The organism is Streptomyces sp. NRRL F-5630, assembly GCF_000719475.1.
Taxonomy (GTDB): Bacteria; Actinomycetota; Actinomycetes; order Streptomycetales; family Streptomycetaceae; genus Streptomyces.
This window is the reverse complement of sequence record NZ_JOGO01000002.1, coordinates 77,985-99,954: the sequence shown is the minus strand read 5'-3', so window position 1 is coordinate 99,954 and position 21,970 is coordinate 77,985. Positions and strand designations below refer to the sequence as shown.

The 21,970-nt window shown below is 71.9% G+C and carries 25 protein-coding genes and 1 tRNA gene; 11 read left to right on the top strand and 15 right to left on the bottom strand.

What is annotated here, in order from left to right:
- Positions 1–21: 21 nt before the first annotated feature.
- The 4 genes from IF99_RS0101045 to IF99_RS0101030 all read right to left on the bottom strand — a co-directional run bounded on the left by IF99_RS0101045 (position 22) and on the right by IF99_RS0101030 (position 1,411).
- Positions 22–291: a type II toxin-antitoxin system RelE family toxin gene (locus IF99_RS0101045; RefSeq protein WP_030994341.1), complete on the bottom strand. Its 270-nt coding sequence runs from the start codon at positions 289–291 to the stop codon at positions 22–24.
- On the bottom strand, positions 288–560 hold the full coding sequence (locus tag IF99_RS0101040) for a type II toxin-antitoxin system Phd/YefM family antitoxin (RefSeq protein ID WP_030994340.1): 273 nt from the start codon (positions 558–560) through the stop codon (positions 288–290). Before IF99_RS0101040 ends, IF99_RS0101045 begins: the two co-directional genes overlap by 4 nt.
- Positions 561–704: 144 nt before the next feature.
- Positions 705–995: a hypothetical protein gene (locus tag IF99_RS0101035; RefSeq protein WP_234340541.1), complete on the bottom strand. Its 291-nt coding sequence runs from the start codon at positions 993–995 to the stop codon at positions 705–707.
- Entirely contained in the window at positions 992–1,411 is a 420-nt protein-coding gene (locus tag IF99_RS0101030) for an ATP-binding protein (protein WP_030994338.1), read from the bottom strand. Before IF99_RS0101030 ends, IF99_RS0101035 begins: the two co-directional genes overlap by 4 nt.
- A gap of 215 nt (positions 1,412–1,626) precedes the next feature.
- Between IF99_RS0101030 and IF99_RS0101025 the strand changes: the two genes are divergently transcribed.
- The 5 genes from IF99_RS0101025 (at position 1,627) to IF99_RS0101005 (ending at position 7,045) form a co-directional block, all read left to right on the top strand.
- Positions 1,627–2,496, top strand: coding sequence for a DUF5753 domain-containing protein (locus IF99_RS0101025; RefSeq protein ID WP_030994337.1), 870 nt, complete (start codon positions 1,627–1,629; stop codon positions 2,494–2,496).
- Positions 2,486–2,695 carry a DUF397 domain-containing protein gene (locus tag IF99_RS0101020; RefSeq protein ID WP_008747448.1) on the top strand — a complete coding sequence of 70 codons (210 nt, stop codon included), beginning with the start codon at positions 2,486–2,488 and terminating at the stop codon, positions 2,693–2,695. The genes IF99_RS0101025 and IF99_RS0101020 overlap by 11 nt, the downstream gene beginning before the upstream one ends.
- Before the next feature lie 705 nt (positions 2,696–3,400).
- Entirely contained in the window at positions 3,401–4,822 is a 1,422-nt protein-coding gene (locus tag IF99_RS0101015; RefSeq protein WP_030994336.1) for an NAD(P)/FAD-dependent oxidoreductase, read from the top strand.
- A 470-nt stretch (positions 4,823–5,292) separates the two neighbouring features.
- Positions 5,293–6,600, top strand: coding sequence for an SAM-dependent methyltransferase (locus IF99_RS0101010; protein WP_030994335.1), 1,308 nt, complete (start codon positions 5,293–5,295; stop codon positions 6,598–6,600).
- Between the two features lie 358 nt (positions 6,601–6,958).
- Positions 6,959–7,045: transfer RNA gene (locus tag IF99_RS0101005), tRNA-Leu, on the top strand.
- A 290-nt stretch (positions 7,046–7,335) separates the two neighbouring features.
- Here IF99_RS0101005 and IF99_RS0101000 read toward each other — a convergent pair.
- The 4 genes from IF99_RS0101000 to IF99_RS0100985 form a co-directional block, all read right to left on the bottom strand.
- The gene (locus IF99_RS0101000) at positions 7,336–7,878 is read right to left on the bottom strand and encodes a flavoprotein (RefSeq protein ID WP_037826257.1); all 543 of its coding nucleotides are present in this window, start codon (positions 7,876–7,878) and stop codon (positions 7,336–7,338) included.
- A gap of 173 nt (positions 7,879–8,051) precedes the next feature.
- Entirely contained in the window at positions 8,052–8,234 is a 183-nt protein-coding gene (locus IF99_RS0100995; protein WP_158716573.1) for a hypothetical protein, read from the bottom strand.
- 9 nt (positions 8,235–8,243) lie between these two features.
- Positions 8,244–8,795 carry a GNAT family N-acetyltransferase gene (locus IF99_RS0100990; RefSeq protein ID WP_030994332.1) on the bottom strand — a complete coding sequence of 184 codons (552 nt, stop codon included), beginning with the start codon at positions 8,793–8,795 and terminating at the stop codon, positions 8,244–8,246.
- Positions 8,792–10,066: a hypothetical protein gene (locus IF99_RS0100985; protein ID WP_030994331.1), complete on the bottom strand. Its 1,275-nt coding sequence runs from the start codon at positions 10,064–10,066 to the stop codon at positions 8,792–8,794. Before IF99_RS0100985 ends, IF99_RS0100990 begins: the two co-directional genes overlap by 4 nt.
- Positions 10,067–10,305: 239 nt before the next feature.
- On the opposite strand from IF99_RS0100985, the gene IF99_RS34600 reads away from it, so the two are divergent.
- Genes IF99_RS34600 through IF99_RS0100975 form a run of 3 tightly spaced genes read left to right on the top strand, consistent with a single transcriptional unit; the run spans position 10,306 to position 11,299 of the window.
- Positions 10,306–10,635, top strand: a complete 330-nt coding sequence (locus tag IF99_RS34600; protein WP_234340540.1) for a hypothetical protein — start codon at positions 10,306–10,308, stop codon at positions 10,633–10,635.
- Complete coding sequence (locus IF99_RS0100980; protein WP_030994330.1) at positions 10,632–11,093, top strand: hypothetical protein; 462 nt, start codon at positions 10,632–10,634, stop codon at positions 11,091–11,093. Before IF99_RS34600 ends, IF99_RS0100980 begins: the two co-directional genes overlap by 4 nt.
- A complete protein-coding gene (locus IF99_RS0100975) occupies positions 11,090–11,299 on the top strand; it encodes a hypothetical protein (protein ID WP_030994329.1) in 210 nt (69 codons plus the stop codon). The genes IF99_RS0100980 and IF99_RS0100975 overlap by 4 nt, the downstream gene beginning before the upstream one ends.
- Positions 11,300–11,899: 600 nt before the next feature.
- Here IF99_RS0100975 and IF99_RS0100965 read toward each other — a convergent pair.
- Genes IF99_RS0100965 through IF99_RS31550 form a run of 3 tightly spaced genes read right to left on the bottom strand, consistent with a single transcriptional unit; the run spans position 11,900 to position 13,843 of the window.
- Positions 11,900–12,424: a DUF6879 family protein gene (locus tag IF99_RS0100965; RefSeq protein WP_030994328.1), complete on the bottom strand. Its 525-nt coding sequence runs from the start codon at positions 12,422–12,424 to the stop codon at positions 11,900–11,902.
- Positions 12,396–12,722, bottom strand: a complete 327-nt coding sequence (locus tag IF99_RS30460) for a hypothetical protein (RefSeq protein ID WP_420705636.1) — start codon at positions 12,720–12,722, stop codon at positions 12,396–12,398. Before IF99_RS30460 ends, IF99_RS0100965 begins: the two co-directional genes overlap by 29 nt.
- Positions 12,719–13,843, bottom strand: coding sequence for an RDD family protein (locus tag IF99_RS31550; protein ID WP_078654942.1), 1,125 nt, complete (start codon positions 13,841–13,843; stop codon positions 12,719–12,721). The genes IF99_RS30460 and IF99_RS31550 overlap by 4 nt, the downstream gene beginning before the upstream one ends.
- A 312-nt stretch (positions 13,844–14,155) precedes the next feature.
- Here IF99_RS31550 and IF99_RS0100950 point away from each other — a divergent pair, with 312 nt between their 5' ends.
- Both IF99_RS0100950 and IF99_RS0100945 read left to right on the top strand, forming a co-directional pair.
- On the top strand, positions 14,156–14,767 hold the full coding sequence (locus tag IF99_RS0100950) for a hypothetical protein (RefSeq protein ID WP_030994326.1): 612 nt from the start codon (positions 14,156–14,158) through the stop codon (positions 14,765–14,767).
- Between the two features lie 167 nt (positions 14,768–14,934).
- Positions 14,935–15,843 carry a Bax inhibitor-1/YccA family membrane protein gene (locus IF99_RS0100945; RefSeq protein WP_030994325.1) on the top strand — a complete coding sequence of 303 codons (909 nt, stop codon included), beginning with the start codon at positions 14,935–14,937 and terminating at the stop codon, positions 15,841–15,843.
- Positions 15,844–16,046: 203 nt separating this feature from the next.
- On the opposite strand, the gene IF99_RS0100940 is transcribed toward IF99_RS0100945, so the two are convergent.
- The 4 genes from IF99_RS0100940 to IF99_RS0100925 all read right to left on the bottom strand — a co-directional run bounded on the left by IF99_RS0100940 (position 16,047) and on the right by IF99_RS0100925 (position 20,198).
- Positions 16,047–16,358 carry a hypothetical protein gene (locus tag IF99_RS0100940; protein ID WP_030994324.1) on the bottom strand — a complete coding sequence of 104 codons (312 nt, stop codon included), beginning with the start codon at positions 16,356–16,358 and terminating at the stop codon, positions 16,047–16,049.
- A 156-nt stretch (positions 16,359–16,514) separates the two neighbouring features.
- A complete protein-coding gene (locus IF99_RS0100935; RefSeq protein WP_030994323.1) occupies positions 16,515–17,360 on the bottom strand; it encodes a hypothetical protein in 846 nt (281 codons plus the stop codon).
- Between the two features lie 287 nt (positions 17,361–17,647).
- On the bottom strand, positions 17,648–18,868 hold the full coding sequence (locus IF99_RS0100930) for an acetyl-CoA C-acetyltransferase (protein WP_030994322.1): 1,221 nt from the start codon (positions 18,866–18,868) through the stop codon (positions 17,648–17,650).
- 226 nt (positions 18,869–19,094) lie between these two features.
- Positions 19,095–20,198 (bottom strand): SGNH/GDSL hydrolase family protein, encoded by a 1,104-nt coding sequence (locus IF99_RS0100925; RefSeq protein WP_234340538.1) that lies wholly within the window; start codon positions 20,196–20,198, stop codon positions 19,095–19,097.
- A 201-nt stretch (positions 20,199–20,399) separates the two neighbouring features.
- Here IF99_RS0100925 and IF99_RS0100920 point away from each other — a divergent pair, with 201 nt between their 5' ends.
- A complete protein-coding gene (locus tag IF99_RS0100920) occupies positions 20,400–21,788 on the top strand; it encodes a cystathionine beta-synthase (protein ID WP_030994320.1) in 1,389 nt (462 codons plus the stop codon).
- Positions 21,789–21,970 lie beyond the last annotated feature (182 nt).

Below are 21,970 nucleotides of genomic sequence, written 5' to 3'. Positions count from 1 at the left end.
GTGCTGGTGTCGGGCGGGGCGTCACAGGTTGCGGTAGACGTCCCGCCGGTCGCCCACCTTGACCACGAGGACGACGAGTTCACCGTCGTTGATCTGGTAGGCGACCCGGTAGCTACCGACCCTGAGCCGGTAGAGGCCCGACGGGCCGGTGAGCTTCTTGACGTCGGCGTCCTGCCGGCACGGATCGTCACCGAGTGCGGTCAACGCGGCCAGGATGCGCATGGCATCGGGTCGGCTGATGGCTCGAAGCTGACGCTGCGCCGCCGTGGTGAACCGGAAGGCGTACTTCACGCCGCTTCGCCGTCCCGCTCGGTGAACAGATCCGCCAGCAGTTCCGCCATCGTCACGGTGGTGCCGCCTTCGGCCAGCACAGCTTCGGCCTCACGCGCCAACATCACGTCGGCGGCTTCCTCCAGCGCTTCGAAGTCCGAGATCGGAACCACCGCCGCCACCGGTGCGCCGTTGCGCGTGATGACGGTCGGAACACCTTCCTCGGCACGGTTGATGTGGTCGGCGAGGTGCGCGCGGGCTTCCCGTACGGTCACGGTGTTATCAGTCACGAGATCAGTGTACGCATCGACGTGTACACGACGCCATCCGTAGGGGAACAGGGAACGACACTGCCCTGGCACCAAGCACTCGCCCGCGCCGAAAGGCGTGACTGACTCGACTGGCGCACCTCGCCCTCGCAAGCATCTCCGCCATCACCACCGCCGCGCCGTCCTCTCCGGCAGGAAGTACTCCCGCACTCGGTGCTCGGCCCACGGCCGGGCCACGCGCGCGGGGTCGGGGGCGGAGGCGTAGCCGGGGCAGACGCGGCAGCCCGCGCCGTGCGGCGGCGGGATGTCCTCGGGGTGGTCGTCCACAAGGTGTGCGGCGAGCGTGAGTTGGGCTCGCACGGCCCCGTCCCCGACGCGCGCCTCCCGCAGTACCCCCGCGTAGAGCAGGAGGCACGACGTGCACCCCCACATGAAGGGCGGCGGCACGAGCGTCACCTCGCGACCTCCGCCCACACCGCCTTGCCGAAAGGCGTGTCGTACGCGCCCCACCGGCCGGGACACGGGGCGTCCAGGATGAACAACCCGCGTCCGCGCTGCCGTTCGGTCGAGGCGGGTCGGTGGCGCGGGTGCCGCCGGACAGGGTCCCTGACCTCGACGCGGGTCCCGGACCCGGTGTCCACGACCGAGACGGCGAGGAAGTCGTCCGGCTCCGTCCCGTACCGCACGGCGTTGCCGACCAGCTCCGAGACGACGAGCTCCACGTCCTCGATGTGTCCGCCGGGCATCGAGGGCACCTTGCAGAGTTCCCCCCGCACAAACGTGCGGGCGCGTTTCGCCGATTGGGGCTCGCCCGGCAGCACGAGGAGCGGGGGTGGGGAGGTGGGCGGTTTCGCCCAGAAAATCGCACTCATGGAGACACCCGATCTGCAACGCCGTCATGGGCATCGCGCTGGTTGCTTGCATTCAGAGTGATAGGAAGCACACGTCGCGTGCAAGCCGATCGGGGCAAGAATGCAAAATTGCATATGCGCGTGCTGTGGAGTCGATAATGCCCAAAGGCCGGATGACATGGGCGGATGGCGACGGGCAGACTGGCCCCACGTGACCGAGAGGGAGGAGCGATCGCATGGGCGTACCCACCGTCAGACGGAGGCGACTTGGCCGAAAGCTGCGTGAACTGCGCGCTGACGCCACCCTCGAAGAGATCGCGGAGGCGGCGGAAGGTGCCTTCAACGTCTCCAAGCTCTCGCGGCTCGAAGGTGCCAAGACGGCCGCGAAGGCAGCCGATGTGGAGAGGCTGCTCGACCTGTACGGGAGTCTCGGTCGCACCGTCTCACCGGAACTGCGGGCCGCCCTGCTCGACCTCACCCGCGAGGGGGCCAAGCGCGGCTGGTGGCAGTCGTACCGTGCCGTGCTGAGCCCTGTCTACGAGGACTTGATCAGCCTGGAGGACGAGGCGTCGTCCGTGCGGACCTGGCAGATGGGCGTCATCCCCGGCCTGCTCCAGACCGGCGAGTACGCGCGCGCCTTCATGCGGGCGATCAGCATGTCCGACGCCATCGAGGAACGCATCGACGCCCTGGTGGAAGTGCGGCTCGCACGGCAGGCCGTCCTCACCCGGCGGGACGAGCCCCTCAAGCTCTGGGCCATCATCGGTGAGGCCGCGCTGCACACCCGCTGCGGCGAGGGCGTGATGCGGGACCAGCTCGGCCGCCTGCTGAGCCTGGCGCAGCGCCCGAACATCACCGTCCAGGTCCTGCCCTTCGACGCCTCGCCGCACGTCGGGCAGATGGGGGCGTACGCGATCCTCGGATTCAACAACCTTCCCGACCTCGACGTCGTGCACGTCGAGAGCCTGACCTCGGCCCTGTACGTCGAGGACGCGGATCAAGTCGCCGTGCACGGAGCCGCTTTCGAGCAGTTGCAAGCTGCGGCCCTGCCGGTGGACCAGTCCGCCGAACGCATCGCACAGATAAGGAACACCCATGATTCGTGACGCCTCCCGTCTTCCCGTGACGTGGTGGAAGTCCTCGGCGAGCGGCACGCAGTCCGACTGCGTCGAGTGCGGAAGGCTCGGCGCGCGGGCCGTGGCCGTACGGGACAGCAAGCGGCCCTCGGGCCCCGCCCTCGTCGTGAGCCCCGCCGCGCTCACCGCGTTCGCGACGGCGGCCGGCGCCGGGACGCTCGGCGCCTGATCCAGCCCGAGCGCCTCCCGCCCATCCCCGATACCGGGGGTGGGCGGGAGGCGCTTAGGTGTGCCCGCGAGAGCGCGCCGTCCGCCCTTGGCCGACGGGCGCGCCCGTGGCCGCACCGGGTCAGGTGTCGTACGACAGGATCCCGATGTGCCGCGTGGACAGCACCTCGATCCCGGGCCCGCCCACCGGAGCCCGGCCAGGCCCGCGGCGTCCACGCCCCTCCCGGTGCCGCCGCAGGCGCCCCGTACCGCCGCGCCGCCTGCTCCGTTCCGCCGCCCCGGCGCGTCACTCCCCGCCCCCTCCGTCCGCCCTCCCGCGCCCCTCAACCGCCCCCGGAATCCCCGGTTCCGGCCTCCCGCGCCGCACGCGCGCGAGAAAGTTCGTGAAGTTCTTCACAAGGAAATCGGTCCTCGTGGGCGAGGTCCGGGCCGTCGTGATGGTTCGGGAGGCGCTCAAGCGGGCGGCGCTCGGCGCGGACGAGGGTTTCGGGGGAATTGCGGAGGCGTGTCGCGGGCGGTGGCCGGGCTCCCCCGGATGCGCTGAGGCGCTGCTCACAGGGGGTGCGGAACGCCTCGCGCCGCCCCGTGGTTCCCCTCGGGTCGCATGACCTGCGTCACGTGGGCGGCGCAGTGTAGCAGAGGGGTGGGGGAACCTTGTGAAGGGGCGCACGAGGTCCCCCCGTGAGGCGGGTGGATACTCGATGGCATGAGCACCACGGAGCGTCCCCGAATCCTCGTAGTGGGTGGTGGGTACGTAGGACTGTACGCAGCACAGCGCATCCTCAAGAAGATGCGCTACGGCGAGGCGACCGTGACGGTCGTGGACCCCCGCTCGTACATGACCTACCAGCCCTTCCTCCCGGAAACCGCCGCCGGCAACATCTCGCCGCGCCACGTCGTCGTCCCGCTGCGACGCGTCCTGAAGAGGGCCGAGGTCCTGACCGGCAAGGTCTCCTCGATCGACCAGGACCGCAAGGTCGCCACGATCGCCCCCCTCGTGGGCGAGTCGTACGAGCTGCCCTTCGACTACCTCGTCATCGCGATGGGCGCCGTCTCGCGCACCTTCCCGATCCCCGGTCTCGCGGAGCAGGGCATCGGCCTGAAGGGCGTCGAGGAGGCCGTCGGCCTGCGCAACCACGTCCTCGCGCAGATGGACAAGGCCGACTCGACCCACGACGAGGCGATCCGGCGCAAGGCCCTCACCTTCGTCTTCATCGGCGGCGGCTTCGCCGGTGCCGAGACGGTGGGCGAGCTGGAGGACATGGCCCGCGACGCGGCCAAGGACTACCCGAACGTCTCCCGCGAGGACATGCGCTTCCTCCTCGTCGACGTCGCGGACAAGATCCTGCCCGAGGTCGGCCCCAAGCTCGGCGAGTACGGGAAGAAGCACCTGGAGTCGCGCGGCGTCGAGGTCTACCTCAAGACCGGCATGGACTCCTGCGTCGACGGCAACGTCAAGCTCAACAACGGCCTGGAGGTCGAGGCCGGGACCATCGTGTGGACCGCGGGCGTCAAGCCCAACCCGGCCCTCGCGAAGTTCGGCCTCCCGCTCGGCCCGCGCGGCCACGTGGACGTCAGCGCCAAGCTCCAGGCCACGGGGACGGACTACATCTGGGCCGCCGGCGACAACGCCCAGGTCCCCGACCTGGTCGGCCGCAAGGCCGGTAACCCGAACGCCTGGTGCCCGCCCAACGCGCAGCACGCGCTGCGGCAGGCGAAGGTGCTCGGCGACAACGTGGTCTCCGGGATGCGCGGCTTCCCGCAGAAGGACTACGAGCACGCCAACAAGGGCGCGGTGGCGGGCCTCGGCCTCCACAAGGGCGTCGCGATGATCGTCCTGGGCAAGACGAAGATCAAGCTCAAGGGCCGTCTCGCCTGGTACATGCACCGCGCGTACCACGGCATGGCGATGCCGACGTTCAACCGCAAGATCCGCGTCTTCGCCGACTGGACGCTCGGGATGTTCCTCAAGCGCGAGGCCGTTTCGCTCGGCGCCGTCGAGACCCCGCGCGGCGAGTTCTACGAGGCCGCCAAGCCGGCCCCGAAGCCCGCGCCCGTCGCCGAGGTCCCCGCGCCCGCGGCCGAGGCCGCCAAGGGCGAGTCCGCCGAGCCCGCGAAGGCCGGCTGACCCCGCGCGACACCGGGTAGGCGGTGCGGCTCCCTCCGGGACCGCACCGTCCCCGTACCGGCGCACCCACGCGTCCTCGCCGGGCGCCGGGAGCGCCGCGGCGACATACCGGGAGCGCCGCAGCGACGTACCGGAAGGGGCGTCCGCCATCCGTGGGGCGGGCGCCCCTTCGGCGTGCCCGGCTCCGTGCCCTTGGGCGTGCCCGGTTCCCCGGCCCTTCGGCGTGCCCGGTTCCGCGGCCCGGCTCCGTGCGACGGCCGCTCGCTCCCCTCTGCCCCGGGCCCCTTTCCGCATTCCGCGTTCCGCCTGCGGCTGAAAAGCATGGCGTCACCACGGATTTTCCGCTTCTCTTACGACGTACATGGGACTGCGCGAACACCCGCCCGGTGTTTACGTAGGGGGGAGACGTCACGGCCCGCGCCCCTGACGCGCTCCCCGCGCCCAGCGGAACTTCCCCGGAGGTGTGCGCCATGCAGGACGCCGCGTCGCGGCTCACCGACCTCGCCCAGGAACTGCTCGGGACCCCGCTCCCGGTCCGGGTACGGGCCTGGGACGGCAGCGAGGCGGGTCCGCCGGGCGCCCCCGTCCTCGTCGTACGCCACCGCCGCGCCCTGCGCCGCCTGCTCTTCAAGCCGGGCGAACTCGGCCTCGTGCGGGGCTGGGTGGCCGGGGAACTGGCGGTCGAGGGCGACCTCTACGACGTACTCGACCGGCTCTCCTCGCTCGTGTGGGACCGGGGCGAGGACGACACCGCCCCGAAGACCTTGTTCCAGGCCGTGCGCCGCCCCGAGGTCCGCGCGGCGGGCCGCGCCCTGCTGCGCCTCGCGGGCCCCGGCCTGCCGCCGCCCCCGCCGCCCGAGGAGATCCGCCGCCGCCCCGGCCGCGGCCACCTCCACACCAAGGGCAGCGACCGCAGAGCGATCAGCCACCACTACGACGTCGGCAACCCCTTCTACGAACTCGTCCTCGGCCCCGCGATGGTCTACTCCTGCGCCTACTGGACCGAGGGCGGGACGCTGGAGCAGGCCCAGCGCGACAAGCTCGACCTCGTCGCCACCAAGCTCGACCTGCGCCCCGGGCAGCGGCTCCTCGACGTCGGCTGCGGCTGGGGCTCGATGGCGCTGCACGCGGCGCGCGAGTACGGCGTCGAGGTCGTCGGTGTCACGCTCTCGCGCGAGCAGGCCGCGTACGCCCGCAAGCGCGTGGCCGAGGAGGGCCTCGGCGACAAGGTCGAGATCCGCGTGCAGGACTACCGCGACGTCCACGACGGCCCCTTCGACGCCATCTCGTCGATCGGTATGGCGGAGCACGTCGGCGCGGCACGGTACGAGGAGTACGCGCACGACCTCTACGCCCTCCTCAAGCCCGGCGGACGCCTCCTCAACCACCAGATCGCGCGCCGCCCGCTGCGCGACGAGGCCGCGTACACGATCGACGAGTTCATCGACGCGTACGTCTTCCCGGACGGCGAGCTGGCCCCGGTCGGGACGACGGTCTCACTCCTGGAACGGGCCGGTTTCGAGGTACGGGACGTCGAGGCGCTGCGCGAGCACTACGACCGGACGCTGCGCGCCTGGGTGAGCAACCTGGAGGCGCGGTGGGAGGAGGCCGTCCGGCTCACCTCACCGGGCCGGGCCCGGGTCTGGCGCCTGTACATGGCGGCCTCGGCGCTCTCCTTCGCGCGCAACCGCATCGGCGTCAACCAGGTGCTCGCGGTCCGCACCCCCGACTCGGGCGAGTCCGGGCTGCCGCCCCGCCCCCGTACCTGGCACAACTGACCGGGGCCGGCGTCGGAGCCGGCAGCACTGCCCCGGCCCGCCCCGTACCGGGCCGGAACCACGACCGTCCCGCGGACCGTCCTGAGCGACGGGAACGCGGGGCGGTCGGCGCGCGGGAGCGTGTGCCGAGCGGCGTGCGCGTGGGTCGTGGGCGGGCTTCGACGGCGTCTCAGGGACAGGACAGTGAATTCCCGTCATTTACCGCCGCGCCCGCCGCGGACCGGGACGGGCAAATCCCTGCCCCCCGATCTGACGGAGCGTCAGGTCGGCAATAAAATAAGACAGCAGCAGTCCCCGTTCGCCCGTGCGGACGGAGCGCCCCCGATAGGCTGCGAGACGGCAACGGGGTGCATGGCCTGCCCGGATGGTGGAATGCAGACACGGCGAGCTTAAACCTCGCTGCCCTTCTCAGGGCGTACCGGTTCGAGTCCGGTTCCGGGCACCACCCACTTCTCGCCGCGCCGATCTGGGGAAAGGGCGCTCTTTCGGCTCGGCCGGCGAGTGGACGAGCTGGCCGACGACTGGACGGGGAGCGGGAGCGCCCGGCGGGCCAGGCGACCTGCCGTGCGGGAGCGGGTCAGCGCCGCCGAGGAGCGCTTGGCGCGCGTCGAGCACGAGCGCAACCCCACCCCGGGGGATTCGCTGCGGGACGCCGTGGACCTCGCGAACCACCGCCTCGCCCGTCTCCGCGAGCCGGAACCGCCGGGGAAAGGGCGCCTTCGTCGTTTCCGGCAGCTACGCCGCACGCACAGCGTCGAAGGCGAGTTGCCAAGGGAAGAGCTTGTCCCGGCCGGACTTCGGCGGGTGAGGCTCGCCCGGCCCGAACACGACCCGGACGCCCTGCTCCTCAAGGAGCGACACGGCCTGGCGGACGGCGGGCTGAGCGTACAGCACCTCGTTCCAGAACGGCATCACAGCCACCGGGACGCCCATGTGCACGGCCTCAGCGGGAATCCCGAGCGCCACCGTGTCCGTGATCCCCGCAGCCCACTTGCAAGCCGAGGTCGTGGTGATCGGGGCCACGACAATGGCATCGGCCTTCGGCAGCGACGAGGCGCCCCGCACGTCCTGACCGGGCACCCGGTACTCCCAGACCACTGGGTGCCCGGTCACCTTCTCCAGCTCCGCCATGCGCGGCTTCCACCAGCGGGCGGCGGTCGGCGTCAGCACGAGGTGCACATCCCAGCCGTCCGCCTGCGCGGCCTGGATGCCGTCGTCGATGTGGTGGGTGGGGCCGGCCGCGGTAGCGATGAGGTAAAGAACAGGCAGCGTGGTCATGCGGGGAGTCCACATCGGCGGGCAAGATCCCGCAAGGCCGTGGGCGGCTGCGCGTGCGCGCCGAGGACGTCCTGGACGAGGGCAACGGAGGGGGCCCGGCTCGTGATCTCCTCGGGGCCCGCGAGGCCATGTGACCCGCATTCGTTGTCCCGTGAGGAGTCGGCTGGTGAACGTCAACACGGTTTGGACACGGGGCTGGTGGAGGCCGCGAGCAGAGAGAAGGTGCGCCGGGCGGCGGCGCGGCTCTGGCCCTGGGCAGCTTCGCCGCCAAGGGAGAACGTCAGGAGGTCTGCTACCGCCGCACGCTCGGCGTCGGCTGTCCGCTGGAGGGTGATGAGCGTGTCAGGGATGCCCACCACAGCATCTTATGAAAGAGGGGCTGCCACCTGGTTGAGAGGCCGGACCATCACGGTGAGCAGAGGAGACGCTGGGGAAGGCTGGCTCGTGCCAATGTCCTCGTAGCCCCATCCGCGGTAGACGGCGTGGACCTTCCCCTCTCCGGCGGCTTTGTTGACCATCAAAGTGGCGTACGTCTCCGGTCGGCCGTGCAGAAGTTCGTCGTGGATCTTCCGCGCGGTGCCCGTGCCGCGCCAGCTCGCGCTGACACCGATCTCCTTCAGCGCGAGCGCTGGCCGCGCGGTGTACAGGTGCTCAGGCGCGGGCGTGGTGCGCTGCCAGTACCGGTCACCATCAGTGATCGTGTTGGCGTAGGCGTAGCCCACCGGTGCGCCGTCGGCGTACGCGAGGACGACGGTGAATCCGGGCTCGGACGCGTGCCTGTCGACGCGCTCACCGAAACTCGTCACCGAATAGTTCGGGAGGTGCAGGAGCGGTGCGCGGACATCCGCGTAGACCTCGATCAGGTCTTGGCGAGCGGCGTCGAGATCCGTGAACGTCCGCAGCTCGGGCGTGGTCATGCGGTCCTCCAAGTGGCCGTGTAGTCGGTCCAGGTGCGAGTGGCGGAGCTCCTGGGCGCTGTGGCGCGCAGGGCGGCGCCGAACTCCATGATCATGCGGCTGACGCGGGGATGTTCGGTAGCGGCGGACAGGGAAACTTTCATGGCCGTAGCGACGGCGGCGTCCGGTTCGCCTTGCCCGAGCTGGGAATGCGCGAGCCTGGTCGTCGTGATGGCTCGCGACCGTGCCATGGCGGGTCGCAGTTGTGCGAGGCAGCGATGCCCGTGCTTCTCGGCGGAGGGGAAGTCTCCGAGTGAGAGATAGGCGTTGAGCGCGAGGGAGTCCAACTCGGCCTCGTCGAAGAAGGCTGTCAGCCAGACCGGGCGGTCGGCGCCTGTGTCTGCTCGGAACAGCGCCTCGCGGGCCTGGTCCAAGGCGCGTCGGGCGTTCGTCCGCTCCTGGGCGAGACCGTGGATCGCCGCCTGACGGGCCAGGCCGAGGGCGGCGAAGAGCGGATCGCGGCGCACGATGTTGAGGCTGCGGGCGACCTGGTTGGCCGCGAGGGCATCGCCGTGCCGGCCGAGGTGGCGGTACATGGCTCCAGCGTGCGACCAGATCCGGAATTTGATAGCCATGTCGCCGGACATCTCGGCGAGCGCCTGGGCCTCGCGCATGTTCGCCTGCGCCTCGGCATAGCGCCTGCCGTCGATGGCGGCCCACATGGCGGACGACCTGAACGCTGCCGCTGAGGCGTAGAGGCTGGACCTGACCCGCTGGGTGGCAGTGCCAGCGTTCTGCATCGCCAGCGCTTCGTCCGCGAGCTGGGCCGCTCGCTGCTGGATGGACAGCTTGCCCCCGTGCTGGTGATCACTGGCGATGATCTCGGTGAACTTGTCTTGGACGCGGCGCACGTCGCTCATGCCGATGCGGCGAGAAGCGGACGAAGGGGCGGCTGCGGCTACAGCCGCCGCAACTCCACCAAGTGCGACGGTGCGGCGCTTCATGTCCACGTCCTCCTGCTGCCGACCTCCAGGGAGCGGGGTTCGGCTCCTCGGCACGAACCCTAAGGCGAGGGCGCTGCGCCCGGCGATTGCCTCCAGAGCCTTCCGCGTCACCGCGTTCGGCCACCTGATACGGCCCGCCTTCAGCGCGCGGACGCTCGCGTCGTCGTACCCGCCGTCACGGCCTGTCAGCCGTCCGACCTCAGTGTTGATGGCTTCGGCCAGGCTCCGCGAGCTGTGGCCCTCTTCCGCCATCCACGTCTCCAACAGGACGTTGCGCCGGGGCTCCATGCGCGCAAAGTAGTGCCCTGGACGCGGGTTGTCAGGTAAAGAGAGATTCAAGTCCTCCTAGGTGGCAACCTCGGAAAGCTCACGAGCAGCCCTAGGCGAACCCGGCCCTTCGGCAGTTGCCTGAGTACACGCCCCTTGCGAAGAGAGGCGGGCAAGTCGCACCGCTCACGGTGAACGGCGCCCGCGTCCCGGCGCGGTCGCGTTCGACAGACCAACACCGGAAGCCCACGGGACAACGCATGATCGACAGCCGCGGTTGTAATGAGACGACGTTGAAGGCATGGCTCACTCGGGACGCGCTGAGACCCTTCGACGTTCGCGTGGCAATGGACTTCTACGGCAGTGCGGTTATGCAGACAGGATCGACATATTCGGTCGTCCTTCTGCCCCGTACTCCCGTGCACGCCGCCGCGTGCACGGACGCGGCGTACGGCGTGAAGTCGTTCCTTGACGCCTTCCTCGACGAGCGGGCGGCTTTCCTCCCCACAGCCCCACGCGTCCCGGGCAATGCGCCCTGTCTCACCCCCGAAGCACGCAAACCCTCGTCGGGCAGGAGGACTTGTTCATGACGACGGCTACGAGATCCAGCTCCCTTTCGCCCCGAGCTGAGGGCGTGAAGTGGCTCGCCCGCACGGTTACCGCCCCCACACCGGTACTGCGTGCGTGGGACCAAGGCACTCTCGCGTCTGTGGTCCCCCGGCCGAACACCTGGCGGGTCTTCGAGGCCCCGCTCTACCCGTCGATCGACGCCCTGTGCGTGCTCCGCCCGAGCGGCAACTGCGGTCCCGTCCTCGGGTCTTCGGACGCTCGCCGCGCCTGGTGGCTCGTGGCCGCCGGGACCGCGACCGTACTCGACGGGCTTCCGGGTGCCGTCGTCCACCCCGCCGGGTGGGTGCTCGACTGCCCCGCACCCGGGATCGGTGCCGGCGGGCGCATGTGGCTCCACCCTCCCTACGGAACCGGCCTGCTCACCCTCGTCCGTCTGCTCCGCGCGGCGCTCGTGGACGCGCTGGCGATGGCGCGGTGAGTATCCCTGTGGACGAGGGCCTCCTCCCCGCCGTCGAGACGCTCACGGCGGAGCAGCTACGCGGGGGCGCGTGCGTGTGGTGCGAGACCCCGCTCCGTCCCGGCATCGACGATGTCGACCTCGGCGCCCGCCGGGCCACCCGCAACGGGCCTGCCTGGTTCCCCCGCGGCTGTCGCCGCTGCTGCTACGGCAGGGAGGACTTGTGACCGCCAAGCTCGCCCAGCCGGCGCCCGAACCCGCCACCGAGCGGGAGGGGCGTGAACAAGGACTGCCCCCGCTGCGCGGAGCTGCGCAGGGAGGAGCTACGCGCCGAGAGGGCGTACGACTACTCGACGGCTACGGACTGCCGCGTCTTGACGAGGCGCTGCCGCCACCGCGAGAAGCGCGACTGAACCTCCCGGCTGCGTGGCTGGGGCGGCCGCGCAGCCGGGGCCTGCACCGGTCACGGCCAACCGACGGCGTGCAGGGGCCCGCGAGGCCATGTGTACCCACATCCGTTGTCCCAGGAGGAGTCGGCTGGTGAACGTCAACACGGTGTTGGACGCGGCGCTGGTGGAGGCCGCGAGCAGAGAGAAGGTGCGCCGGGCTGTGGCGTGGCTCTGGCCCGGGACGCCTTCGCCGCCAAGGGAGAACGTCGGGATGCCTGCTACCGCCGTACGCTCGGCCGCCCCTGCGGTGTCGAGCCGGCTTCCACGGATTGGTTCCCTCGTCATGGCTGAGACCGCAGCGGGCTCGATGCCCGCCTACACCGAGACGCTGCCGAGAATCCCCGAGTCAGTAGCTCACGCGGCACGCGGTCTTTCCGCTCAGCGGATCTCGTACTCGTCGTGGGGCACAGCTCGCTCCCACACCTGCTCGAAAGCGTCACGGCAGAGAGCCGCCGCGCGGGGGTCGTCGGTGATCTCCGCGCCGAGCGACGACCCGTCCCCGGCGAAATGGTTCCAGTGCACCCACACGCCGTCGAAGAGCCAGAAGTCATTGCCTGGCAGAGGGATGTCGGACGCCTGGCGCCGAGGGAGCCAGCTGACCTGTTCTCCGGCGGCCACGTTGGTGAAGGTGCCGTCGTAGAGGAAGCGGGTGTATTCGCTGACCGGTTCGGACACGATCCGCGCGCGACGCACTTCCGCCCCGCGGGCGACTGTTTCGCTGATGAGGTCGAGCCACGGCCGCCACCAGGACTGGCGGTCTGCCGGGTTGAGCCGATGTCCGGCGCGCCAGTCCGCGAACGGGCCCTCCTCGTAGTCCACGGCGTAGGCGTCGCGCATCTCCAGGTGGAGCGCGCTCCGGCACGTCGCGATCAGCTCATCGAACGTGGGCACGCTCTGCGGCATCGCACGCCTCCCTCACCATGCCGACCATGCGGAAGGGAATGCGGACGATTCCCTCCCCTGCCGGGATTCCCTTCGCATGCCCCGGCACCTCCGTGGCCGCGCACTCCGCCTCCAGCTCGGGCGAAGGGAGCCAGGCCTGGAAGATCAGCTCGCCCTGATCCTCGTCCGCCCCAGACGGTCCCGCGGCTTCGTGCGGCGAGGTCATGGGGTATTCCTCGGCGGAAGTGACGCGGTCGGTGCTGGGCAAAGCCGGCTCATTGTCGTGAATTTCCTGTCCACTGGGCGATTGCGCGTTCACGCGGTCGAGGTGGCTTGGAGGCCGTGCGGGGCCGTGACGCCGGGCCCGGTGCGTTGGCGGGCGGACAGCGCCGTGACGCCGACGATGCTCTGCGCGGGCGGCGCGGCTCCGAAGAGGAGGAAGAAGAAGCTGATCGGGGACAGCACGAGGCCGAGGAGCCACTGGAGGGTGAGGCGGGGGACGCCGGGCGGGCGGCCGGTCTTCGTGACGGCCGTGCGGAGGCCGAGGAGGCGGCGGCCCAGGCTGCCGCGCAGGGTGCGGTTGAGCACGACCCGGTTGAGGAACGAGCACCCGAGGTACGCCGCGCACATGACGGCGGCCGGCACGGCCGTGTCGCTGTCGTCCGTGCGGGTGGAGGGGATCGCCACGATGAGCGCGAACCACACCAGGGTGCCCACCACGACCGTGAAGAGGAGGTCGAGCACCGCGCACCAGACGCGTCTGCCGTACGGAAGCGGGCCGCCTCGCCCCTCCCGCACCCGCCGCGCCACAGCCTCGCGCTCCCGCGCCCTCGCCTCGCGCTTCTCCTCCCGGCGCTCGCGCGCCTCGCGCGCGTCCTTCGCCTGCTCCCTCCCGGCCGCCCGCGCCGGCTCCGCCCGCTCCTCCGGAGTGAGCGCCGGCCCCTCGGGGACCTCGCGGTGGACGGGGCTGATGCCGAGCCACTCGCCCGTGGACAGCGGCGCGCCGAAGCCGGCGCCTCCGGCCAGGGCGATGGCGAGGACCAGAATCCCGAAGGGGACCAGGAGGAGTCCCGCCAGCCAGCGGCCCACCAGGTGCCGGAAGCGGGGGCGGCGGCCGTCCTCGGTACGGACCACGTGCAGGCCGAGCGCGAGCTTCCCGAGACTGCCGCCGCACCAGCGGGCGAGGAGTACGTGGTTGACGAAGGAGACCAGCAGGGCCGCGCCCCACAGCAGGGCCACGGTCGTCCGCGTGCCGCGCGCGCTCCCGTCCGTCGCGGAGGCGTACGCCGCGAAGCCGCCGAAGCCGACCGGGAGCGCGAGGACCAGGCACAGGAAGCCGTCGATGAGGGCGGCCGAGCCACCGCGTGTCTCGCTCGCCGGTGGCCCGACGCGCAGCCCGTCCGGGTACACGGTCGCCCGCGGCTCCTGTTTGGTCACCATCGTCCCTACTCCCCCTGGGTGAAGCACTTTCAGGGGGACGACAGTAGTGGAACGGCACGTGCTGCCTCCGGGCGTACCCCGCGATCCCCGCCGCTCCCACGCGCCGCCCCCACACGCCGCGTGCCCGGGGGGCCGGGAGGGCCTTCACCCGCTCGGGTGAGGACGGGCGCGGAAGGGCGAGGAGCGGGGGCGGCGGCGGGGGACACTGCGGGCCTCGTGCCCCGCGCCCCGCCCGGAGGAGGCCCCTTGCCCCACGCCCTGTCCCGGTCCCGAGGAGGGCCCTGGGCCCACGCCCTTCCCCGAGGAGGGCCCTTGGCCCGTACCGCCGCGCCACTGCTCTGCGCGCTCCTCGCCGCGCCCGCCCTGAGCGGCTGCGGCGGTGGCGGGGCCGGAGCGCCGCGCGCGGGGCTGTACGCGGCCGGGGGCGAGGCCGCGTCCGCGTCCCCGGCGCCGCTCGCCTCGCTCCCGTCCGTGTCGCCACCGGCCGTCTCGCCCCCGTCCCTCGCGCTCCCGCTCGTGACGGACACGCCCGCGCCCGCTCTCGGGCGCCGCGTCCTCGCGACGGTCCGCAGCGGTGCTGACCGCTTCCTCGTGTACGTGTCCGCCGACGGGCGCTGCGGCGTCGTCGGGCACCGGACGGGCCGGGTGCGGCCCCTCGTCGACCTGCGCACCGAGATCCCGCCCGCCGACGAGCCCGTCGAGTACCCGCTCGGCCCCTACGCGCGCATCTCTCGGGGGCCGGTCTCCGCGGAGATCTGGTGCGGGCGCGCGACGGTGCTCGTGCGGTACGGGCTCGGGCCGGGCGGGGGGCGGACGCGGATCACCGGCGAGGCGGACGCGGCGCCGGGCCCGGGGCACACGCTGATCACGGCGGTGGGGGACGCGGAGGTGCGCGAGGAACTGCTGCGGACGGCGGTGCGGTGAGCGGCGAACCGCCGCGGATCTCCGGGACGTGAGCGGGAACACGGGCCGTGCACGGCTCGTTCCTACTGCACGGGGAGGAAAGATCCTCCCCAAGCACTAGAGTCTTCCTTTTGCCTAAGCATTACTCTGGAGCGCAAGGCCACACAGGGTGGCCATGGAGGAGTGAGATGAGGAGCAGTAACCCGGTCTTCTCGCGACGGGGCTTCAGCCGCGACAACGGTTCCGCTGGCTTCAACGCCGCGCCGCAGGCCGGGGGAGCAGCAGTCGGGACCGCCCCGGGCCCGGTGGCGGGGAACCCGTACGCGGACGCCCCGGCGGCCAATCCGTACACGAACAACCCCTACGCGCAGGCGGACGTCCAGTACGGCGTCCCGCAGGCCCCGCCCACCGCCGACCGCATGACGATGGACGACGTCGTCACGCGCACGGCGGGCACCCTCGGCACGCTCATCGTCTTCGCCGCGCTGGCGTGGGCACTGCTGCCGGTCGACGAGGCGAACCTCGGCAAGTCCTACGGCATCGCGATCGGCGCGGGGCTCGTGGCGATAGTCCTCGGGCTCGTGCAGTCCTTCAAGCGCAAGGCCAGCCCGGCGCTGATCCTCGCGTACGCGGCCCTCGAGGGTGTCTTCCTCGGCGTCGTGAGCAACGTCGTGGACACGCACATCGCCAGTGGCGCGGCCATGCAGGCCGTGATCGGGACGATGGCGACGTTCGTCGCCGTCCTCGTGGCGTACCGGACGGGCCTGATCCGGGTCAACCGGCGCTTCGTCGGCTTCGTGACGGCCGCGGCGATGGGCTTCGTGCTCCTCATGGCGGTCAACCTGCTCTTCTCCGTCTTCGGCGGCGGCGACGGCCTGGGCTTCCGCAGCGGCGGTCTCGGCATCGCGTTCGGGATCATCGGCATCATCCTGGGCGCCCTCTTCCTCGCGCTGGACTTCAAGCAGGTCGAGGACGGCATCCGCTACGGGGCGCCGAAGCAGGAGTCGTGGCTGGCGGCGTTCGGCCTGACGCTGACGCTGGTGTGGATCTACATGGAGTTCCTGCGGCTGATCGCGATTCTCCAGGGCAACGACTGACCGTCTTTCGGCGGGGCCGGAGGGGCCGTCACCTTTCGCGGGTGGCGGCCCCTTCCGCATGCCTGGGCACGCTTCAGGACTCCGCCGAGGCCCCCTGCTCGCCGCTCGCCGCACGCCGGAGGGGCCGATCTCCGGGCTGACGCCCGAACACGGGTAGAGGCCCGGGTGCAGGGCTGAGGCCCGTCACGGGGCCGGAAACCGCGTCAGAGGTTCGCTTCCGCGCGGGCCTCCGTGACGAGGGCGGTCGCCTCCTCGACCTCGTCGGCCGTGCGCAGGACGGCTGCCAGGTCGTGGGCCGCCACCGTGAGCTGGTCGGCCACGGCGAACATGCCGGCGTCGGGCATGAGGCGGGGGGCGGTGCCGGGCTCCTCGCGCTCCTGCGCCCGTGTGGCGAGCGCTTGGGCCAGCGCGAGGGCGCGGGCCGCCGCGCCGCGCTGGAGACGGCTCTGCGGGGCGGCGCGGAGACGGTCGGCGAACTGCTCGACGGCGCTGAGGAACGGGGACGTATCTGGCACGCCGTCGAGCCTAGCGGGCCCTCCTCGTCAGGCAGCCCCTCGGCGGACGGCATCCCGGTGGCCGAGTTCAGGCCGAGGCGGGCACTCCCGGGCGGGTGCCGGGCTCCCGGGCGTCCTTCCGGCGCGGCTCGGGGCGCCAGGCGCCGGGGAGTCGCCTCACGTGGAGGTGATCACGCGGTCCGCCAGGAGGTACACGTTGCGTTCGCCGCAGCCGAACGTCAGCGCGAACGCCCCGGACACCCCCGAGCCGCCCAGCAGGAAGGGCTCGCGTCCCTCCCGTACCGCCTCCGCCAGCAGCTCGGCCGTCTCCCGGTGGCCGGGCGTCGCGCAGAGCGTCGTGCCGTCGGCGAAGACGTAGACATCGAGCGTGCCGAGCGGGCCGGGGCGCACGTCCGCGAGCGTGGTCCGCGCGGCGGCCAGCGCTTCGAGGCGCGCGACCGTCGCCGCGTGGTCGCCGATGGGATGGGGCTGCGAGGGGACGAAGTCCGGGTGCGAGGGGTGGCGGCGGCGCGCGGCGGCGAGCTCGGCGGAGTCCTCCGGGTACTCGGGCTCGGGGTCGTGCTCCTCGTCCCGGCTCCGCGCGAGGAGCTCGTCCAGCTCCGCGAGGTCGAAGCCCGTGCCGAGGCCGTGGACCTCCGCGAAGGCGTCGAGACCGGCGACATCGGCGGGGCGCGGTGCGTACAGGTCCTCGGCGCCCGCCGGGAGGCCACCGGGCTGGTCGCCGCTCTCCCGCACCTCCTGCGCCGCCCAGAAGGCCCGCGCCTCGGCGAGCTCGCGCTCGCGCTCCTCGGCGAGGGCGTCGGCGACGGCCGCCCTTATCGTGTCGGCGTCCGTACGGGCCGAGGGGACGTGCGCGTGCGGTACGGGAACGGCGCCCCGCACGAGTTCCGCGCGGAGGGCGGCGAGCTCACGGCGCAGGGCCTGGGCCACGCGCAGCGCGACGAGCCCGACGACGACGGCGGCGGCCGTGACGATGAGCAGGGCAAGAGGCAGGGCGCTCACTGGCGTTACTCCTGATTCCGACGGGACCCCCGAACTGTCCACCCTCAGCTTGGCGCCTGACAGGGCCCGCTGTCAGTGCCTAATGTCACCAGTTGGGTGGATTTGCACCTTCGATGCTTGCCGGTTCAACCATGCTGACCTGCGCAAAGAGTTCTCCCCCGGGATTTGTGTCACATCCCGGGGGAGATCGGGTCACGAATTGGTGAGGTGCGCGCGGGGTGTTGGAGCGTGCGCGGAGCGTGCGGAGCGCGCGGCGCGTGCGCGGCGTACGGGGCGCACGGGGGCGGTCAGCTCAGGCGCTCGATGACCATCGCCATGCCCTGCCCACCGCCGACGCACATCGTCTCCAGGCCGAACTGCTTGTCGTGGAACTGGAGGCTGTTGATGAGCGTGGTCGTGATGCGCGCGCCCGTCATGCCGAAGGGGTGGCCGACCGCGATCGCGCCGCCGTTGACGTTGAGCTTGTCCAGGTCCACGCCGAGGTCGCGGTAGGAGGGGATGACCTGCGCGGCGAACGCCTCGTTCATCTCGACGAGGTCGATGTCGCCGATTCCGAGCCCCGCGCGCTTCAGCGCCTGCCTGCTCGCCTCGACGGGGCCGAGGCCCATGATCTCGGGCGAAAGGCCCGAGACACCGGTCGAGACGATGCGCGCGAGCGGTGTCAGGCCCAGCTCGGCGGCCTTCGTGTCGCTCATGATGACGAGCGCGGCGGCGCCGTCGTTGAGCGGGCAGCAGTTGCCGGCCGTGACGCGGCCGTCGGGGCGGAAGACGGGCTTGAGGCCCTCGACGCCCTCCAGGGTGACGCCCGCGCGCGGGCCGTCGTCCTTGCTGACCACCGTGCCGTCCGGGGTCGTGACGGGGGTGATCTCGCGCTCCCAGAAGCCCTGGGCGATGGCCTGCTCGGCGAGGTTCTGCGAGCGCACGCCGAACTCGTCCATGTCGCGGCGCGTGACGCCCTTGAGCAGCGCCAGGTTCTCGGCGGTCTGGCCCATCGCGATGTACGCGTCCGGGACGAGGCCGTCCTCGCGCGGGTCGTGCCACTCGTCCGCGCCGTTCTCCGCGACGGCGGCGGTACGCGCCTCGGCCTCGGCGAAGAGCGGGTTGTGCGTGTCGGGGAGGCTGTCGGAGTTGCCCTTGACGAACCGCGAGACGGTCTCGACCCCGGCGGAGACGAAGACGTCGCCCTCGCCCGCCTTGATGGCGTGCAGCGCCATGCGGGAGGTCTGGAGCGAGGAGGAGCAGTAGCGGGTCACGGTGAGGCCCGGTACGTCGTCCATGCCGAGCTGCACGGCGACGACGCGGCCGAGGTTGTTGCCCTGCTCCCCGCCGGGCAGCCCGCAGCCGAGCATGAGGTCGTCGATGTCGTGCGGGTCCAGCTCGGGCACCTTGTCGAGCGCGGCCCGCACGATGGTCGCGGTCAGGTCGTCGGGCCGCAGCTCCTTGAGCGACCCCTTGAACGCCCGCCCGATCGGCGACCTGGCGGCGGAAACGATGACGGCTTCGGGCATGGGGGGCTCCTCGGGCAGCGGCGACGGCGACGACGCTTGTGAAGCTACCGGCACGTAGAGCGGGGGTCACGCCGCGGGACGTGTGACACGGACCGCATTTCTAAGCGCTTGCTCATGGGGGGAGTGGGGGCGCGGTGCGGTCGGGGGCCGGGGTGGGCGGGGTCGGGGCGCGGGCCGGAGCGCGCCGGGCCGGAGATCCCCGGGAGTGCGCCCCGTCGCCCGCTCCTCACTCGCCGGAGGGACTCAGTTTCGTGGGTGGGGATGCCAGGGAGCCGGCTTTTCCTGCGGCGCCCGAGATCTCCAGTCCCTCCGGCACGTCGGGAGCGGGGTCCGGGGCGGAGCCCCGGGGGGCAGCGGAAGCGTGGCGCCTGCGGAGGCGGGCCAGGGGGCTGCGGCGACCGCCGTGCGCGGGCATCGCCGCGACCTCCGTACCGCCCGAGGCCGCCGCCTCCGCCGCCGCCTTCGCGACGGGGAGCACGCCCTCGTCCGCCGACAGGTCCTCCGGCCACACCCCGAGGGCCGCGCACAGCGTCGGCAGGACCGCCATCGCCGCCGTCGCGTACCCCTCCACCGACGGGTGGTACTTGTCGGGGCCGAACATCTCCCGCGGGTTCGCCTCGAACTCGGGACCGAGCAGGTCGCTCAGCGACACCGTCCGGCCGCCCTGCTCCACGACCCCGATCGTCTGCGCCGCCGCAAGCTGCCGGGAGACGCGGCGGGCCATCCACCGCAGCGGCTGGTAGACGGGCTCCACCGTGCCGAGGTCGGGGCAGGTGCCCACGACCACCTCCGCACCGGCGGTGCGCAGCCTCCGCACCGCCGCGTTGAGCAGCTGCACCGACCGCATGGGAGGCATGTGGTGGGTCACGTCGTTCGCGCCGATCATGACGCAGCACACGTCGGGGACCCCCTCGGGGTCCGAGACGACGAGCGAGACCTGCCGGTCGAGGTCGTCCGAGCGCGCGCCAGGCAGCGCGATGTTGCGCAGCTCCACCGGCCGCTCCGCGACCGCCGCGAGCCCCGAGGCGAGCAGCGCGGCGGGTGTCTGCCGGGCCCTGCGCACCCCCTGCCCGGCCGCGAGCGAGTCGCCCATCATCGTGAAGCGGATCGGGGGCCGCTCGGCCCCGGGGCCCTCCGCGGCGAGCGTGCGCCCGTAGCGGCCGTCCGCGTGCGGTGGCACCACCATCTCGCCCACGCCCACGTTCCGCTTCGCGAGCTGGACCTCCGCCAGCAGCAGCCCCACCCCGGCGACCCCGAGCAGCCCGATGCCGCTCCCGCCGTACGCCGCGCCCGCGGCGATCCTCCGTGCCACCCTCGCCCTCGACGACATGCGACGCCGCACCTCCTCGTAGCCGTACACCCACTCAATGCCCCGCGAGCCGGGTGCGCCAATCGCGGATACGGAGGACGGGGCACGCGTGCCGCCGGCCGGTGAACCGGTTCCTCCCGGTCCGCCCCCCCGCGCCCCGTAGGCTGTCGTGACTCAGAACGAGCTGAACGAGCCCCCTAGACGCGCAAGCCGGAGACAACGGTGCACATCCACGACTCGATGATCGACCTCGTCGGCGACACCCCGCTGGTGAGGCTCAACCGCGTCACCCAAGGCATCCAGGCGACCGTCCTGGCGAAGGTCGAGTACTTCAACCCCGGCGGTTCCGTGAAGGACCGCATCGCGCTGCGCATGATCGAGGCGGCGGAGGAGAGCGGGGCGCTGCGGCCCGGTGGCACGATCGTCGAGCCGACGAGCGGCAACACCGGCGTCGGTCTCGCGATGGTGGCCCAGCAGAAGGGCTACAAGTGCGTCTTCGTGTGCCCCGACAAGGTCTCCACGGACAAGATCAACGTGCTGCGCGCCTACGGGGCCGAGGTCGTCGTCTGCCCCACCGCCGTGGACCCCGAGCACCCGGACTCGTACTACAACGTCTCCGACCGCCTGGTGCGGGAGCTCCCCGACGCCTGGAAGCCCGACCAGTACTCCAACCCGAACAACCCGCTCTCGCACTACCACTCCACGGGTCCCGAGCTGTGGGAGCAGACCGAGGGGCGGATCACGCACTTCGTCGCGGGCGTCGGCACCGGCGGCACCATCTCCGGCACGGGCCGCTACCTCAAGGAGGTCTCGGACGGGAAGGTGCGGATCGTCGGCGCCGACCCGGAGGGCTCGGTGTACTCGGGCGGCTCCGGGCGCCCGTATCTCGTCGAGGGCGTCGGTGAGGACTTCTGGCCGAGCGCCTACGACCGCACCGTGACGGACGCCATCGTCGCCGTCTCCGACAAGGACTCCTTCCAGATGACCCGCCGTCTCGCCAAGGAGGAGGGCCTGCTCGTCGGCGGCTCCTGCGGGATGGCCGTCGTCGCGGCGCTCGAAGTGGCGCGCGAGGCCGGGCCCGACGACGTCGTGGTCGTGCTGCTCCCCGACAGCGGACGCGGCTACCTCAGCAAGATCTTCAACGACGAGTGGATGAACGACTACGGCTTCCTCGACGAGGCGGGCGAGCACCCGCGTGTGGGCGACGTCCTCAAGTACAAGGAGGGCCCGCTGCCCTCCCTCGTCCACATGCACCCCGAGGAGACCGTGGGGCAGGCGATCGAGGTGCTGCGCGAGTACGGGGTCTCGCAGATGCCCATCGTGAAGCCGGGCGCGGGCCACCCGGACGTCATGGCCGCCGAGGTCGTCGGCTCCGTCGTGGAGCGGGAACTGCTCGATGCGCTCTTCGCACAGCGCGCCTCGCTCGGCGACCCGCTCGACAAGCACATGTCCGCGCCGCTCCCGCAGGTCGGCTCCGGTGAGCCCGTCGCCGACCTCATGGCGGTGCTCGGTACGGCGGACGCGGCGATCGTGCTCGTGGAGGGCAAGCCGACCGGCGTCGTGAGCAGGCAGGACCTGCTCGCCTTCCTGGCGCGCGAAGCGGGGAAGTAGGGCCTGCTCGCGAGGACGGACAGTCGCCGCGGAAGTGGTACGAGGCCGTCACGTGGGCGCAGCGCGTCGTTAACACGGCTCCGGCAGATTAAGGGGTGTCGGCAGGGAGGGAGCGGCTCCCCTCCCGGGCCGGCGACCGATACGGCGTTTTGGACCTCCGGAGCGGCTCCCGGACCTCCAAC

What these genes read in the sequence shown, in the direction of transcription:
- IF99_RS0101030 (WP_030994338.1), bottom strand. Translation starts at nt 1,411, where the DNA reads ATGAGTGCGATTTTCTGGGCGAAACCGCCCACCTCCCCACCCCCGCTC.
- IF99_RS0101025 (WP_030994337.1), top strand. Translation starts at nt 1,627, where the DNA reads ATGGGCGTACCCACCGTCAGACGGAGGCGACTTGGCCGAAAGCTGCGT.
- IF99_RS0101020 (WP_008747448.1), top strand. Translation starts at nt 2,486, where the DNA reads ATGATTCGTGACGCCTCCCGTCTTCCCGTGACGTGGTGGAAGTCCTCG.
- IF99_RS0101015 (WP_030994336.1), top strand. Translation starts at nt 3,401, where the DNA reads ATGAGCACCACGGAGCGTCCCCGAATCCTCGTAGTGGGTGGTGGGTAC.
- IF99_RS0101010 (WP_030994335.1), top strand. Translation starts at nt 5,293, where the DNA reads ATGCAGGACGCCGCGTCGCGGCTCACCGACCTCGCCCAGGAACTGCTC.
- IF99_RS0101000 (WP_037826257.1), bottom strand. Translation starts at nt 7,878, where the DNA reads ATGACCACGCTGCCTGTTCTTTACCTCATCGCTACCGCGGCCGGCCCC.
- IF99_RS0100990 (WP_030994332.1), bottom strand. Translation starts at nt 8,795, where the DNA reads ATGACCACGCCCGAGCTGCGGACGTTCACGGATCTCGACGCCGCTCGC.
- IF99_RS0100985 (WP_030994331.1), bottom strand. Translation starts at nt 10,066, where the DNA reads ATGGAGCCCCGGCGCAACGTCCTGTTGGAGACGTGGATGGCGGAAGAG.
- IF99_RS34600 (WP_234340540.1), top strand. Translation starts at nt 10,306, where the DNA reads ATGATCGACAGCCGCGGTTGTAATGAGACGACGTTGAAGGCATGGCTC.
- IF99_RS0100980 (WP_030994330.1), top strand. Translation starts at nt 10,632, where the DNA reads ATGACGACGGCTACGAGATCCAGCTCCCTTTCGCCCCGAGCTGAGGGC.
- IF99_RS0100965 (WP_030994328.1), bottom strand. Translation starts at nt 12,424, where the DNA reads ATGCCGCAGAGCGTGCCCACGTTCGATGAGCTGATCGCGACGTGCCGG.
- IF99_RS31550 (WP_078654942.1), bottom strand. Translation starts at nt 13,843, where the DNA reads ATGGTGACCAAACAGGAGCCGCGGGCGACCGTGTACCCGGACGGGCTG.
- IF99_RS0100945 (WP_030994325.1), top strand. Translation starts at nt 14,935, where the DNA reads ATGAGGAGCAGTAACCCGGTCTTCTCGCGACGGGGCTTCAGCCGCGAC.
- IF99_RS0100930 (WP_030994322.1), bottom strand. Translation starts at nt 18,868, where the DNA reads ATGCCCGAAGCCGTCATCGTTTCCGCCGCCAGGTCGCCGATCGGGCGG.
- IF99_RS0100925 (WP_234340538.1), bottom strand. Translation starts at nt 20,198, where the DNA reads ATGTCGTCGAGGGCGAGGGTGGCACGGAGGATCGCCGCGGGCGCGGCG.